Origin of the sequence: Clostridium ljungdahlii (genome assembly GCF_001636845.1) — a bacterium.
Lineage (GTDB): Bacteria > Bacillota > Clostridia > Clostridiales > Clostridiaceae > Clostridium_B > Clostridium_B ljungdahlii_A.
Map to the genome: position 1 here is coordinate 96,718 of NZ_LITT01000064.1, position 15,856 is coordinate 112,573.

The 15,856-nt window shown below is 32.4% G+C and carries 10 protein-coding genes and 6 other annotated features (1 of these 16 cut by a window edge); all 10 genes read right to left on the reverse strand.

Going from position 1 to position 15,856, the window contains the following annotated elements:
• Positions 1–149 precede the first annotated feature (149 nt).
• The 10 genes from ilvN to WY13_RS19420 all read right to left on the reverse strand — a co-directional run bounded on the left by ilvN (position 150) and on the right by WY13_RS19420 (position 15,551).
• Positions 150–626 (reverse strand): acetolactate synthase small subunit, encoded by a 477-nt coding sequence (ilvN, locus tag WY13_RS19375; protein ID WP_192845064.1) that lies wholly within the window; start codon positions 624–626, stop codon positions 150–152.
• Between the two features lie 30 nt (positions 627–656).
• Positions 657–2,267 carry a biosynthetic-type acetolactate synthase large subunit gene (gene ilvB, locus WY13_RS19380; RefSeq protein WP_063557199.1) on the reverse strand — a complete coding sequence of 537 codons (1,611 nt, stop codon included), beginning with the start codon at positions 2,265–2,267 and terminating at the stop codon, positions 657–659.
• Positions 2,268–2,327: 60 nt separating this feature from the next.
• Positions 2,328–2,524, reverse strand: a binding site (T-box leader).
• Between the two features lie 165 nt (positions 2,525–2,689).
• Positions 2,690–2,888 (reverse strand) — a binding site (T-box leader).
• Between the two features lie 330 nt (positions 2,889–3,218).
• A complete protein-coding gene (gene ilvD / locus WY13_RS19385) occupies positions 3,219–4,877 on the reverse strand; it encodes a dihydroxy-acid dehydratase (protein ID WP_063557200.1) in 1,659 nt (552 codons plus the stop codon).
• Positions 4,878–4,928: 51 nt separating this feature from the next.
• Positions 4,929–5,117, reverse strand: a binding site (T-box leader).
• Between the two features lie 303 nt (positions 5,118–5,420).
• Positions 5,421–6,434, reverse strand: a complete 1,014-nt coding sequence (ilvC, locus tag WY13_RS19390) for a ketol-acid reductoisomerase (RefSeq protein WP_063557201.1) — start codon at positions 6,432–6,434, stop codon at positions 5,421–5,423.
• Positions 6,435–6,696: 262 nt separating this feature from the next.
• Positions 6,697–6,893: a binding site (T-box leader), on the reverse strand.
• A 487-nt stretch (positions 6,894–7,380) separates the two neighbouring features.
• Positions 7,381–7,579: a binding site (T-box leader), on the forward strand.
• Positions 7,580–8,000: 421 nt separating this feature from the next.
• The gene (locus WY13_RS19395) at positions 8,001–8,939 is read right to left on the reverse strand and encodes an AEC family transporter (RefSeq protein ID WP_063557202.1); all 939 of its coding nucleotides are present in this window, start codon (positions 8,937–8,939) and stop codon (positions 8,001–8,003) included.
• A 266-nt stretch (positions 8,940–9,205) separates the two neighbouring features.
• Entirely contained in the window at positions 9,206–11,122 is a 1,917-nt protein-coding gene (locus tag WY13_RS19400) for a [Fe-Fe] hydrogenase large subunit C-terminal domain-containing protein (RefSeq protein ID WP_063557203.1), read from the reverse strand.
• 168 nt (positions 11,123–11,290) lie between these two features.
• Positions 11,291–12,199 carry a ketopantoate reductase family protein gene (locus tag WY13_RS19405; protein ID WP_063557204.1) on the reverse strand — a complete coding sequence of 303 codons (909 nt, stop codon included), beginning with the start codon at positions 12,197–12,199 and terminating at the stop codon, positions 11,291–11,293.
• A gap of 115 nt (positions 12,200–12,314) precedes the next feature.
• A complete protein-coding gene (locus WY13_RS19410) occupies positions 12,315–13,721 on the reverse strand; it encodes an FAD-binding oxidoreductase (RefSeq protein WP_063557205.1) in 1,407 nt (468 codons plus the stop codon).
• 23 nt (positions 13,722–13,744) lie between these two features.
• A complete protein-coding gene (locus tag WY13_RS19415) occupies positions 13,745–14,743 on the reverse strand; it encodes an electron transfer flavoprotein subunit alpha/FixB family protein (RefSeq protein WP_063557206.1) in 999 nt (332 codons plus the stop codon).
• Between the two features lie 4 nt (positions 14,744–14,747).
• On the reverse strand, positions 14,748–15,551 hold the full coding sequence (locus WY13_RS19420; RefSeq protein ID WP_063557207.1) for an electron transfer flavoprotein subunit beta/FixA family protein: 804 nt from the start codon (positions 15,549–15,551) through the stop codon (positions 14,748–14,750).
• A 166-nt stretch (positions 15,552–15,717) separates the two neighbouring features.
• Positions 15,718–15,856, reverse strand: a binding site (T-box leader) (it continues 62 nt past the right edge of the window).

The following is a 15,856-nucleotide window of genomic DNA, read 5'->3' on the forward strand; positions in this document are numbered from 1 at the left end:
TTTAGATTTTCTAAATACCGAGCTTTAGACTTATAAAAAGTTTTTAGTGTGATGAAATTTGTTAGTATATGGCTAGTATAAGTAAACCTTCAAACTAGAAACTCTATATATTTAAGACAAAAGAGATATTTTTTATTATAAGTTTTCATTTAATCTTCCAGCTTACTTCCCCTTTGAAGTGCAGTAAGTCCAGTACGTATAATTTCCTTTATTCCATAAGGCTTCATTAGTTCAATAAAAGCAGATATCTTTTTTTCATTTCCGGTTATTTCAATTATCATACTTTTTTCATTCATATCTACTATTTTGCCTCTAAAAGTATTTACAGTCTCCATAATTAATAATTTATTACTGGTTTCTGCAGAAACTTTTATAAGAGATAACTCCCTATAAACAGATGCATCGGGGTTTAATTCTATTACTTTTATAACTTCAATCAATTTATTTAGCTGCTTACTTATCTGTTCAAACATATAGTCGTCTCCAATGGATACAATAGTCATTCGTGATATTTCAGGATCTCCTGTAACTCCTACAGTAAGACTGTGAATATTATATCCCCTTCTACTAAAAAGTCCGGCTACTTTACTTAAAACACCTGAATGATTTTCCACTAATACTGACATCACATACTTTTTTATAGTAATCACCTCTTTCTAAAAAGTTCTCTCATGAGGATCTACAATGCACTCTATTAAAAATGCCTTGCTTGAATCTAATGCTTCTTTAAAAACCCCTTCAAATTCAACATCATTTTCTACTCTCTTAGCTGTCAATCCATAGGCTTCTGCAAGCTTAACAAAATTTGGATTAGTCCTAAAATTCACTCCAAACTCTCCATCATATTTGTTATCTTGTATTTCTCTAACCATACCAAGTCCTGAGTTGTTAAACAACACTATAATAATTTTTAGATTGTTTTCGGCAATAGTCCCAAGTTCAAAAAGACTCATTTGAAATCCACCATCACCTGCAAAAGCTATAACTTGTTTATCAGGACATGCGATTTTAGCACCAATAGCTGCTGGAAGAGAATATCCCATAGTTCCAAGGCCTCCAGAAGTTAAAAACTTTCTATTCCCTGCCATCCTAAAGTTACGGGCACACCACAACTGATTTTGTCCTACATCTGCTGTTAAAATAACCTCTTCTCCTAATGTATCAGAAACAGTCTTTAATACATATTTGGGATTAACTTTATCTGTAGGCTTTCTTTGTATCTGCAAATCTTTCTTCCAATTTTTAATTTCTTCCATCCATTCTTTCGTCTGTGGAGGTACTATTTCCTTATTTAAATCTGATAAAATATTTGCACAATCACCAACTACTGGAATATAAGTGTTCAGAATTTTACCTATTTCAGCAGGATCGATATCTATATGAATTATATCTGCATCCTTTGCAAATTTTTTTACCCCACTAATAGTTCTATCTGAAGCTCTAGCTCCAATCAGTATTAGTACATCTGCATTTTGTACAACTTTATTAGCATAAGCAAATCCATGAGTACCTATTAACCCTATATAATAATCGCTGTTTTCATTTATACATCCTTTTCCCATAAGAGTATGGACAACAGGTATATGTGACTTTCTAACAAATTGCTCCAGTTCTTTTTGTGCATTTGCCAGTATAACTCCGCCACCTGCACAAATAAGAGGTCTCTTGCTAACTTTGATTCTATCTATTATTTTCTTTATTTGACCAGAGTGTCCTTTAACAGTAGGTTTGTATCCTCTTATATTTACACTTTCAGGATATTCAAAATCAATATCTTCTTCCATTATATCCATGGGTATATCCACAAGCACAGGTCCTTTTCTACCAGTTTCAGCTATATAAAATGCTTCCTTTATAGTCTTAGGTATGGATTTAGCATCTCTTACAAGAAAATTATATTTCGTAAAAGATTCTGTAGCACCTGTGATATCTAATTCTTGAAATACATCCCTTCCGATTAATGTAGACTTAACCTGACCCGTAATAACAACAAGAGGAATGGAATCCATATATGCAGCAGCAATGGCAGTAATGAGATTAGTTGCGCCAGGTCCTGATGTAACTATACAGACTCCCACTTCTCCAGTTGACCTAGCATATCCACTAGCAGAGTGTCCTGCAGCTTGTTCCTGTCTTACTAATATATGCTTCACATCTGATTTTCTCAAAGCTTCATATATAGGAACCACTGCAGCACCAGGATACCCAAATACTATATTTACATTTTCTTTTTTTAAACATTGGATAACTGCTTCAGCAGCTTTCATAGCCATCTCTCCTTGTAAATTCAATTTAATAGGATTTTTGGGTACAAAAAAACAGACTCCTTATGGGGTGAGAAGTCTGTTCACGGTACCACCCAATTTTATTACTCAATTTAATAACGGCAAAGCCGGCTCAGCCTACTAATTTCAGCTTACAGCTCAAGGGTGAGTTTCAATATTATATATCTGTGAGTTTACACCAAAGCTCTCACTCTCTTTAAAATATTATAATATCTACTTATCCCTTTCAAAGCTTTCATATATTAATACGTATTTTATACTTTCTAATCTACATTTACAAATAGTTTTTTAAAATTAAATTACTTAAATCAAATTTAAACTTGATACACACTAAGTATTGATAATTCAAAGTAATTAATATAGGTAATTTTAGATTAAAAATTAGCACAAAAAAACAGCCTTTCTCTTGAGGCGAGAAGTCTGTTCGCGGTACCACCCAATTTTATTACTTAATTCAATAACGATTCACACCGGCACAGCTTACTATAATTTCAGCTTACAGCTCAAGGGTGAGTTTCAATATGAAATATTTATGGGTTTACACCAGATCCCACTCGCTTTAAAATATACATCATATTTAATAGTCCCTGTCAAAGCTTTTATTATTTAAATATGAGTATATGTTACTATAAAACAATTTAAATGTCAATAGTTTATTCTGAATTTTTATTAAATAATATATTTACTCAACTTTCACATATATGAAATCTTTTTAAAGAACAAAGTTCAAAGTTCAAATATCAAGTAAGGATAATTTTCTTCCTAGCGTCAGAAAATATTAAAATTATAGATTTCCTGAGGTACGAGGGAAGTCATCTTTATCTGTTCTTTGTTATTTGAACTTTGTTATTTTCAAAAGCTTTACTTCTCAAAGTTTTTAAACTACAAAAGTTGAGTATATTTACAAATTAAAAGTACATTAAAAAACTCTGATTATTTAAGAACTGCGCCTGTATTTGCAGAAGTAACCAATTTTGCGTACCTTGATAAATATCCTGTTTTTATCTTAGGTTCAGGCTTTACATAGTTCTTTCTTCTCTTTTCAAGTTCTTCCTCACTTACTTTTAGCTCTAACTTTTTATTTGTAATATCTATAAATATAGTATCTCCTTCTTCTACAAGTCCTATTAGTCCACCTTCCATAGCTTCTGGTGATACATGTCCTATAGATGCCCCTCTTGTAGCTCCTGAAAATCTTCCATCTGTTAAAAGTGCTACATCTTTATCTAAACCCATACCTGCTATAGCAGAAGTTGGTGAAAGCATTTCTCTCATTCCAGGTCCGCCCTTTGGTCCTTCATATCTTATTACAATTACATCACCTTTATTTATTTCATTGCCAAATATAGCCTTAACTGCTTCTTCTTCAGAATTATATACTCTAGCTGGTCCTTCATGTACCATCATTTCTTTTGAAACTGCTGATTCTTTAACTACAGCTCCATCTGGTGCCAAGTTTCCTCTAAGTATTGCTATTCCACCTTCGTTGCTGTAAGCATTGTCTACATTTCTTATGACTTCATAATCAAGCACTTCAAAATCCTTTATAGTTTCTCCTACAGTTTTTCCAGTAACAGTAAGTGCATCTTCATTTATAAGACCCTTTTTAGAAAGTTCATTCATAAGAGCTGGTATTCCCCCTGCCAGATGAAGATCTTCCATATGATGTTTGCCACTTGGACTCAATTTTGTAAGACAAGGTGTGTGTTTACTTATTTCATGAAATAAATCCAAATTAAGTTCTATACCTGCCTCATGAGCAATTGCTGGAAGATGAAGTACTGTATTTGTAGATCCTGCCATAGCCATATCTACCGTTATAGCATTTTTAAATGCATCTAAAGTTAGTATATCTCTTGGTCGTCTATCGTTCTTTACACAATCCATTACATACATTCCTGCATATTTAGCCAATTGATTTCTCTCACCAGTTTGTGCAAGGGCACTTCCATTTAGAGGTAAACCCATTCCAAGCACTTCTGTAAGACTGTTCATACTGTTTGCTGTAAATAATCCTGAGCAGGAACCGCATCCAGGACAAGCTCTTTTAGCTTCTTCTTCAAGTTCCTCCTCTGTTACTTTTCCATCGCTGCAAGCTGCCACCTTTTCAATACAAGTGCTAAAATCAAGTGCTTTGCTATTTAGCTTACCTGCCCTCATAGGTCCCCCACTTACTACTACAGCTGGTATATTAAGTCTTGCAGCTGCCATAAGCATTCCAGGTACAATTTTGTCACAGTTAGGAATGAGTACTAACCCGTCAAAACCATGAGCTGTTGCCATAGCTTCAATTGAATCTGCTATTAGTTCTCTTGAAGCAAGAGAATACTTCATTCCAACATGACCCATTGCAATTCCATCGCAAACTGCAATAGCAGGAAACTCTATAGGAGTACCCCCAGACATTGCTACTCCAAGTTTTGCAGCTTTTGCTATTTCATCTAAATGCATGTGACCTGCAACTATTTCGTTTTGTGAATTTACTATTCCTATAAGAGGTCTTTCAATTTCCTCTTTTGTATATCCCATTCCATACATAAGTGCTCTTGCTGGAGCTGCCTTAATTCCCTTTTTTACTGAATCACTTCTCATTTTTAGTATCCTCCTTAATTCTGGAAATTTTTCGTAAAAAAATAACCGCCTGCCTAGGGCAAGAAGCTTTGCGGTACCACCCAATTTTTTAATTCTAATAACGGTAATACCGACACAGCTTACTAATTTCAGCTTGCAACTTAGGAGTGATTTTCAAAAGTTTCGTATTTATAAGTTTTCATCTTACACACATTCTCTAAAAATACTCCACTATTTACTCTTCTCCGTCATAGTTTTTATAATACATAATACATAATATATAATTTCATAATAATTTTCGCACATTTTATATTTATAAACCCCTCTTATCTACAAGTAATATCTACCTATAATTATTTTGCCCCTAAAAAGATAGATATTTACATTACAGTGATTAGGGGAAAGTACCCCTAATTTCTCCTGTAAACTTAAGTCATCCGCTAAATGATAAGCCCCCTTATTCATAAGCGTTATTCATAGTAATTTTTTATTGATATACTGTTAAAATATTACCCCAATTTAATAAATATTTTAATACTATCAAATGAACATTCTACTTTTTAACTACTCATTATCAGGATTTTCATTGATCCATGACATCATTGATCTAAGTTCTTTTCCAACCTTTTCTATTGGAGCATCTTGTTCCATTCTTCTTCTTGCTGTAAATCCTGGTCTTCCTGTTTGGTTCTCAAGAAGCCATTCTCTTGCAAATGTTCCATCCTGAATCTCTTTAAGAACTTTCTTCATCTCAGCTCTTGTATTTTCATTGATTATTCTCTTACCTATCTTATAATCTCCATATTCAGCAGTATCACTTACAGAATATCTCATTCTAGCTAATCCGCCTTCATATATCAAGTCAACTATTAACTTCATCTCATGTAGGCATTCAAAGTATGCATTTTCAGGAGCATATCCAGCTTCAACTAATGTATCAAAACCAGCTTTGATAAGTTCTGCAACTCCTCCACAAAGTACTACTTGTTCACCAAACAAATCAGTTTCAGTTTCAACTTTAAATGTTGTAGTCATAACACCTGCTCTAGTTCCGCCAATTCCTTTTCCATAAGCTAAAGCAATTTCTTTTCCTTTTCCACTGTAATCTTGATATACTGCATATAGACATGGAACTCCATTGCCTAATGTATATTCTCTTCTAACTATATGTCCTGGTCCTTTTGGAGCAATCATCAAAACATCTACAAACTTAGGTGGTACTATCTGATTAAAATGAATGTTGAATCCATGTGCAAAGAACAATGCATTTCCTTCTGATAAATTATCCTTTATGCTTTCTTCATAAATTTGTTTTTGCTTTTCATCTGGTAGAAGTACTGTTATAATATCTGCTTGTTTAACAGCTTCAGCTATTTCATATACCTTAAATCCATAATCTTCAGCCTTTTTCCATGATTTACTACCTTTATATAAACCGACTATTACATCGAGTCCACTTTCTTTTAAATTCAAAGCATGTGCATGTCCCTGACTTCCAAAACCAAGTATAGCTATCTTCTTTCCTTTCAAGAGATTTAAATCTGCATCCTCATCATAATAAACTTTTAATTTTTCCATAATACTTTCCTCCTGAATAATCTATTTATACTATTTATATATATTGAACTTCTTAATACTTTAAATATTTAAATAATATATTACTTGATGCTTAAAAAATGATTTTTAATTCGCATAATTAAGAATTTTATGACTATTGCAAGTGCACACATTCTATATTCTATAAATTATTTAACTGTAAAATAATTTATTTCAATTTTAAGAACCAGCATTTGAACAATTACCACTAATTTTTTGTATAAAAAAACAACCAACATTCTCTGCTTGGGGCGAGAAGTTTGGTCGCGCGGTACCACCCAATTTTTTACTCAAAGTAATAACGGTTTTACCGGTAAAGCCTACTTAGTTTCAGCTCACGACTCCAAGGCTACCTTCAATAGTCATATTTATGAGTTTTCACCAAAATCTCACTCTCTTAAGAAATACTTCCTATTTACTCTTCCCTATCATTGTCTTTGTACTCTACAATTGTACCAATTCAAAATATCAATTAGAAATAGCCCCCATGGATATAACTAATAAATATCATTTATTTTATTAATACTAAAATAAACCTAATTGGTTTTAAATCACTTTGAAAAATTTATTTATTTTTAAAATTTACTTTATCAATATTTAGTGTATGTGACGATAATAATACCTTATGAGAATAATGTCAATAGTTTTTTTAAACTTTTTTTGTTTTTTTATTGCACTATGTTTTTCTTACATTATATTACCGTAAAAAATATTTTTCATAATTTCATAAAAGCAAATACTCAATTTAACCTTTTAGCTTTTTAGAACTTATTGTTTAGGCTTATCCAAATATTTAGCCAAGCTGAAGATTGTAAAAATATTTGGATTGTAGCTTGATTTTCTATTTAGGATTTCTTTATAGAGTTAATTATATGTTTCAAAAAAATTGTTGACATACATATTTTTTTATAGTATAGTTAGTGCAAATAAAAAAACGATGACGGAGAAGAGTAAACAAAAATATGCTTTCAGAGAATGGGGATTTGGTGGGAACCCATAAGCTACAGTTGTTGAAAATCACTCCTAAGTTGCAGACTGAACTTTATATAAAGTAAGTTATGCCGGCACAGCCGTTATGTATACGAGTAATAATTTGGGTGGTACAGCGACAGACCTTCGCCCCATTGGGGTGTATGTCTGTTTTTTTATACTCTATTTTAAGTTTATTTGTTTTTTAGCTTTATTTTATCGAAAAAAGTTTAGTGTGTGTATGTAATTTAAATATTAAAATTTAATACTAATGTATTTTCATATTTATCTTTTTTATCCGATGACTATAAAATTGCAATTGTATTTTAATTTACTTTTACGTGTTTACTTTATTATTTAGTAGTGTATAATTTTATTAATTTTAGAAATAAGTGTATTATATAATCATTTCAAATTAAATTTTCAACTAAACTTAATATATCCTTGTTAAGTGAAAAGCTGATAATTGAAAGTGAAGAGTAAATGATAACTTTTCTCCTCTATATTACAAAAATTCAAAAGTAGTATTATGGGAAGAAAGTCATCCATAACCTTCAATTCTTAACTCTCGACTCTCAACTATATTATAGCCATATATATAGGAATAACTATCAAACTTAAGGCTGTTGTCAATGATGTAACTACTGCTGCATATTCATAATCAGCACCATATGCCTTTGCCACTATAGAAGTATTCGTCATTACCGGCATAGCAGCTTGTATTATAAACACTTTTTTCATAAGCTCAGGTATAGGGAAGAAACCTGCCAGAAATATTATTAAAACTGGTGATATAATGAACCTTCCTATTAGAACAAAAAATATATCTTTACTCATCTTTATTTTCTTTATATCCACATAGTAAATTGTTATTCCTATAAACAACATAGAAAGTGGTGTTGTCATATCTCCAAAGTATTTACAGGTATCCATAACAAACTTAGGAAGTTTTATTCCACAAAATATAAATATCATTGCTATTATAAATCCCATAAGTGGAGGAGAAAATATTCTATTTAAAGTTTCCTTTGAAAAAATACTTGTTTTTTTATCAGCTTGTCCATCTGAGCTTATTCCATAAGCACCTATTGTCCAAAAAAAAGTAGTATTTGCTATATAGTATAAAAGCACATAGGGAACACTTTTTGAACCGAACAATGCCAAATTTATAGGCAGTCCAATAAATATGGAGTTAGATACAAAAAACATAGACCGAAATGTACCAATTCTCTCCTTTTTCACCTTTATCATCTTAGAAATCAATATAGCTAGTATATAACCTATAGCCATAGATAAAACTGGTATAATAAGCCCTTTCCCTATATGATCTAATTTATCTCTTGTAAAGTTACCCATTAAATTAGAAATCATAAGGCAAGGAAGGGCTACATTGCACACTAATTTTGAAAATACTTTTGATATGTTCTCATTAAGCCATTTAAATTTTGTAAGCACATATCCTGTACATATCATAATTACTATGCTAAGCACACTTCCAATTGCATTTAATATTACCATCTGTTCATCCCACCATCTTCATCTTTAAATTTACCAAGTGCATCCGCTAATGCAAAAGATGACAGCTTTTGTCCAAAATTGCAGCTGTGGTACACGTAAGTATAGTTATTAATATAAAATTTTACAGTAATATCATAAACGTCATATTACATAATATATCCTTTTTTAATTAAGGTCAACTCACTTGTCTTATACTTCCTAATTTGGTCAGCAAAAAACTGAGTTATATATGGTATAACTCAGTTTTTACGATGGCTTCAATTAAATTAATGTGACTCACTATTTATTAACTTTTCAGAGCTAGAGACTATCTCCTGACTCTTAGCACTTATCTCTTGGATAGTTTCCGATATAGTTAATATATCGTTATTTATATTATCCATTTTACTCTGGAGTAAATCAGATACTTCAATAACCTTTAAAATAGATTGCATCATTGCATTTTCTTCATTTTTAGTAGATTGTGCAGTAGTTTTAGATTGCTCTGCTAGCTTTTTTACTTCATCTGCTACTACTGCAAAACCTTTTCCATGTTCATTTGCCCGTGCTGCTTCTATTGCGGCATTTAGCGAAAGTAAATTAGTCTGCTCTGAAATAGCCACAATACTATCTGATGAATCCGTGAATTTACCTAATTTTTCGTTTATCTGATGAATATTTTCCTTTAACTTACTTGATATATCCATTATTGACTTTAATTCTTCTACTATATCTTGAATTGCGGATGCACTTTCCTCATTTCCTTTACTTACTTCATTTATAGCTGCCAATAGAGTATTTGCAAATTTAATTATTTCATCTGATTTTCGTTGTCTTTCCTCAGCTAGTACAGTTATTTTGTTTATAGACTCTTTGACCTCTTTATTTTTTTCTTCCAGTTCGCTATATTCCATATTGATTTTTTTCTTCACATAATAAATACAATTTTCCTTAGAATTTATACCATTAAAAATCATCTTTACCATTTCCTTGCAAGTAGTATATCCACAAGCAGAACAGTTAAATTCTTTTCCTAAAGTTGTAGTTTTCATCATCTCATTAAATATGTTGTCATAATCTTTTTGAGTAGGTTCAATTATTTTTTTAACCTTCTGTGCAGTATACTTTCTTACGAAATCGTTTAAATTAAGATTTTTATCAAAGTACTCGTCTATTGATTTGATTTTTTTCTTAAGTAAACCAGTTTTTTCCTTTAACTTTTCCATCTTCATATTATGAAACCTATATTGAATATCATATTCCGTTAAATTATTTAAGGAAGCTGTACCTATATTGCATCCATTTTTGCAATTTAAAATATCCAGTAAACTAGGTAGAAGCTTATTAGCTTTAACTCTATCAGAATACTTATTCAAATACTCGATTGCCTCTTTATGTCCCTCTACTTGAAGAACATGTAATTCTTCAGTCCTAGCTTTTACATTTGCTTTTAATCCGCCTGGTAAACTATAAACAACCCCCAGAGAAGCAGGAACATTATCAAATTCAACTTCATCGTAATTGTTCAAATTAACATTATTATCTCTCAAATAATCTAAAATCTTTTTATAGGTTACATTATATTTCACATACCCATCTGTATTCTTATCATTTATTTCAATTAACTTGCCAATACAAGGTGACAGAAAAGCTATATCTTCACATATACGCTTATATTTTTTCAAATAAACAGCAGTACACATCATAGGACTGTGTATAGGCGCTAAATATTCTATTAATTCGGGCTTATATTTTTCAATATAATTAACCACGATAGGACAGGGCTGCGATATTAAAGAAGAAATATTATTCTCCTTCATTGCTTTTAGATAAGCCCAGGTAGTAATATCTGCACCAAAAGAAACATCATAAATTATAGATACTCCCAAAGATTTAAGATATCCAAAAAATTTCTTGTAATTTTTAATATTAACTATAATAGATGGTGCAGCTATTACTGTTACTTTTTTACCCTTTTTCAAATCCTTAAAAAAGTTTTCAGTACTATCTTTAAAATCTCTAGCCCCATGTTCGCAAACCTTTACACATTCACCGCACCCAATACATCTTTCCTCATCTATGTAAACCTTACTTACACCATTTTCAGTTATTGTAACATTTGCACCAAGAATAGGACAAGTTCTTATACACTTATTGCAACCTGTACATTTTTCTTTTAAAACAGTTATAGGACTTTTATTCACACTAAAACCCCCTCAATTTCCCCCTAAACTTCAATGAATTTTACTTGAAACTGAATCCTATTCTATTTTACAATAAACTAATTGGTATAACAATGCTATAATGATAATATTTACCCATTTTTTAAAAAAGCGTAAAAAAATATACCCTTAAAATGCTATAAAACTCACCTATTCAATTAACTTTATTATATTTAAAAGTGTCCTGTTAACAGGAGTATCTACACCATATTTCTCTCCTAACTTACAAACAGTACCTGCAAATATATCAACTTCAGTTTTTCTGCCATATACAATATCCTGACACATTGAGGTCCTGCTGTCACGTCCTAGAGTATTCAACACTTTTTGCCATTCTTCTATATCATTTTTGCTTAAATTAACTCCTACTTTTTGTGATAATTTTACCACTTCCCACATTGCAGATTCCATAAGTTCTTTAGCCTCATTTTTAGTTTGAAATACACCATAAGTTGCCCTAAGAACTGCTGAGGTTTGATTTATACCTACATTTACCATAAACTTATACCACAGAGCACGCATCATGTCTTCTGGAATTTTATAAGGAATTTTTGCATTGTCAAAGAGAGTCTTTACTTTCTGTACTTTTTCTGAATAAATTTTATTTACCTTTTCTCCAAAGGTTATGTTTCCAATATTAGAAAAACTGATATTGTTTTCCTTACGATTTCCATCAATGCCAATGCATAAGGCATAAAGCATCTTATCCATTCCATATTCTTTTCCTATAATTTCCTCACTAGTAATGCCATTCATGAGAGAAATTATGATAGTATTTTCTCCTACATGGTTTCTCATATCACAAATAGCTTGAGTTAACTGATTTGACTTTACGGAGACAATAATCAAATCTGCTGGCTGGCATTTTTCCTTTGGATCTATATACGTAAAATTATACTTTTTCCCGTTAATTATAAATCCACTTTTTTTGTACCTTTCAGCTCTTTCTTCTCCAGCTATAAATTTTATTCCTTCTGGATTAAAATCATACAATTTACTGGTGTAGGCACATCCAATAGCTCCTAATCCAATGGCAGATATATTTTTTATGGTTTTCATACTACACACATCTCCTTTTTCAACGTTATACTGGAAATTTAATATTCAAAAAGCCTGTGCTACTCACAGCACATAATGAGCTAACACAGACTCTTATTAGAAATTGATATAACTTCTAATCCACTATATTTCCAGGACTCAAAATACTATTTGGGTCAAAAGCTCTTTTGATATTCTCCATGATATTTATTTCAGCCTGACTAAATTGAAGAGGCATATGCTTCTTTCTAGTCTTTCCTGTACCATGCTCTGCTGTTATTGTTCCACCATACTTTATTGCAGTCTTGTATATCTCTTCTTTAAGCTGCTCATAATTAGCAGGGAGTTTGCCATTGTCACCCATGATAAAGTTGTGAATATTTCCATCTCCTATATGGCCAAGAGATACAATTTCATTGCCATACTCTTTAGTCAACCTTTTTACATCATCAAAGAAATCAGGTACAGAAGACGGTGGTACAGCTACATCCATAATATCTGCTATATTATCCTTATAAGGGCCATATGCATTGCTTCTTATCTGCAAAAGATGCCTCTGATCCTTTTCAGTTTCCGCTACAATGCTATCTACAGAACCATGTTTTTCACATATTTCTACAAGTTTTTCACTATTAGAATACAAATCATCTTCACTACATTCATCCAATATGAACATCAAATCTACAGAGCCTTTAGCTGCAGGCCAGGTAGTTCCAAGCTGCTCTGCTGCCTTTTCAGATATTACTCTATCCATGTATTCAATGGCAAGAGGTGTGATTCCCTCTTGCAGTATTTCAGGTACTGCATCACAGGCATCTCTTTGGCTATTAAATGAAACCAGTAATGTTCCATTGCATTTACTTCTTGCATATAATCTAAGTGTTACTTTTGTAATAATTCCAAGGGTTCCTTCACTTCCTATCATAAGCTGAAGTAAATCATAACCCATGTTATTCTTTAGTAATTTACCACCTAAAGTAATTATCTCTCCTGTTGCAAGAACCACTTCCAACGCTTTAACATGATTTCTCATAATTCCATGCTTTACAGCCCTTGTACCACCTGCATTTGCTGCAACCATGCCTCCCACTTGTGCACCTTCATCTCCCGGATGTACAGGAAAAAATAATTTGCCATTCTTATTTAGTTCTTCAAGTAGTTGAGATAATGTTGCTCCAGATTCTAAAGTAATCATAAGATTCTTTTCGTCAAATTCAACAACCTTATTTAGTCTCTCCAAGGATAAAATAATGCTTGGCTGTGTTGGTATCGCTCCAGCAACTACTCCTGTACCGCCGCCCCTGACGATTACAGGCAATACTTCCTTATTTACATACTTTAACACTTCTGATATTTCCTCAGGTGAAGCTGGTTTAACTACCACACAATCTTTACATGCTTCTGGACGAAGTAATGTTTCGGTCTCATCATAAAGATAACCCTGCATTTGAGATAAATCATTAGTAACCCAATCATCTCCTACAACTTTCCTTAAACTTTCAACTACTTTTTCTGGTGAATTTTTTATTAAATCAGTATTCATTTTTAATGCCCCCTTTTTTTATTCTAACAATCTACAACTTCTAAACTTACCTGCTTTATTTTACTAATTAAATCAGGTAATACCTTGTACATATCATCTACTATTCCGTAGTCAGCTACATTAAATATCGGAGCTGACGGATCTGTATTAATTGCAACAATAAAGTCTGATTCCTTCATTCCTGCCAAATGCTGTGGAGCCCCTGAAATTCCACAAGCTATATATAATTTAGGTTTTACCCTGTTTCCACTGTATCCTACCTGGAAGTCCTTAGATATAAATCCATCATCAACTATCTCCCTGCTAGCTCCTACTACACCAGAAAGTAAGTCAGCAAGTTCTTTTATCATAGCCATATCTTCTGCCTTCTTTAATCCTTTGCCTGCTGCAACTACAACACTTGCATCAGAGATGTTTACTTCCTGGGATTTCAATTCTTTTATAACTTTTACAAGTTCATTTTCAGGCTTAACTGCATCTACTTTTACAATTTCACCTTTTCTATTTTCATCTCTCTTGCTTTCATTAAATTCCTTATATCTTACTGTAGACATCTGTGGGTATGTGTCTGACTTTATATGTGCCAATATATTCTCACTAAAGGCAGGCCTTATTTGTATAAGTCTTTCATCTTCATCTATTTCAAGGCCTGTACAATCTGCCGTAAGCCCTGTTTCAAGAGAAGCTGCAAGCCTGGGTGCCAGTGATCTTCCAAGACTTGTTGCCCCTATTAAACAAATTTCAGGTTTAATTTTCTTAATCAAATTTTCCAGGTTAGTTTTATAAACTGTCTCTTCCGGTGCATTAAATATATCATCCTCAACATAAAATACCTTATCTGCACCCCTGTATATAAGTTCCTCAGCTTTAATACCACAAGGTCCTAAAAGTACACTGTACACAGGTATATCTAACTTACCTGCAAGTTCCCTAGCTTTTCCAAGAAGTTCATAACTTACTTTATGAATTTCCCCTTTTTTTTGTTCTGCAAATACTAAAACTCCATTATATTCCTTTTCCATATCATTATGCCTCCAAAATCTTCTTTTTTCTAAATATACCTATAAGTTCATCTTCTGCCTTTGCTGCATCTGCTTCTCTATAAATTTTTCCTTGTCTTTTCTGTATTTTTGGTACTTCTATCTTTTTAACCTTTGTAGGTGATCCTTTAAAGCCAACTTTATCAACATCTGTATATTCCTTTAAATCTTCAAACTTTAAAGTCTTTATCTCAGCTTTTCTAGCTTTCATTTTATTTTTAAAGGTCGGAAGCCTTGGTTCATTTATATCTTTAGTAACTGTAATTAGAGCTGGTAACTTTACACTCTTTAAATAAGTTCCTTCCCATATTTCAGAACAAACTTCAATTTTATCATCACTTGCATCTGTAATTTTGCTTACATAACTTGCATGAGGTACATCCAAAAATTCTGCAACTTCAGGTCCAACCTGACCTGTATCTCCATCCACAGTTTTTTCTCCAGCAATCACCAAATCGCAGCTGCCTATTTTTTTTATTGCACTTGCAAGTATAGATGATGTGGCCTTAGTATCTGACCCTCCAAATTTTACATCGCTTATAAGAATTCCTTCATTAGCACCTCTTGCAATGCATTCCCTTAACGCCTGATCTGCACTTGGAGGTCCCATACTTACTACTGTAACCCTAGCGTCAATTTTTTCACTTATTTGTACTGCTGCTTCCAGTGCATTTAGATCAAATGGATTGATCTCTACACCTGCAGATTTACGATCCACTACTCCCTTTTCTCTGTCAAATTTTACTTTTTCCATATCAGGAACCTGTTTAATTAAAACTACAATATTCATTACCAAGTCTCCATCCCTTCTGTAAATTTTTTAAATTAACTGATATGCTGTCATACTTATATCTGGCAAAGCTTCACCGCGTTATCAATGTAAAGGTGGCAAATAAAACAATATCCACTACACCTTTAACCTATCCTTTTGGTGTATAAAAAAAACAGCTCTCTTTCGCTGGGGCGAAAAAGTCTGTCGCGGTACCACCCAATTTCTACTTAATTCATATAACGGCCTATACAAAGCCGGATCAGCTTACAATACGTTCAGCCTACAGCTCCAGGGTGATCCTAGATATGTATATTTATGAGATT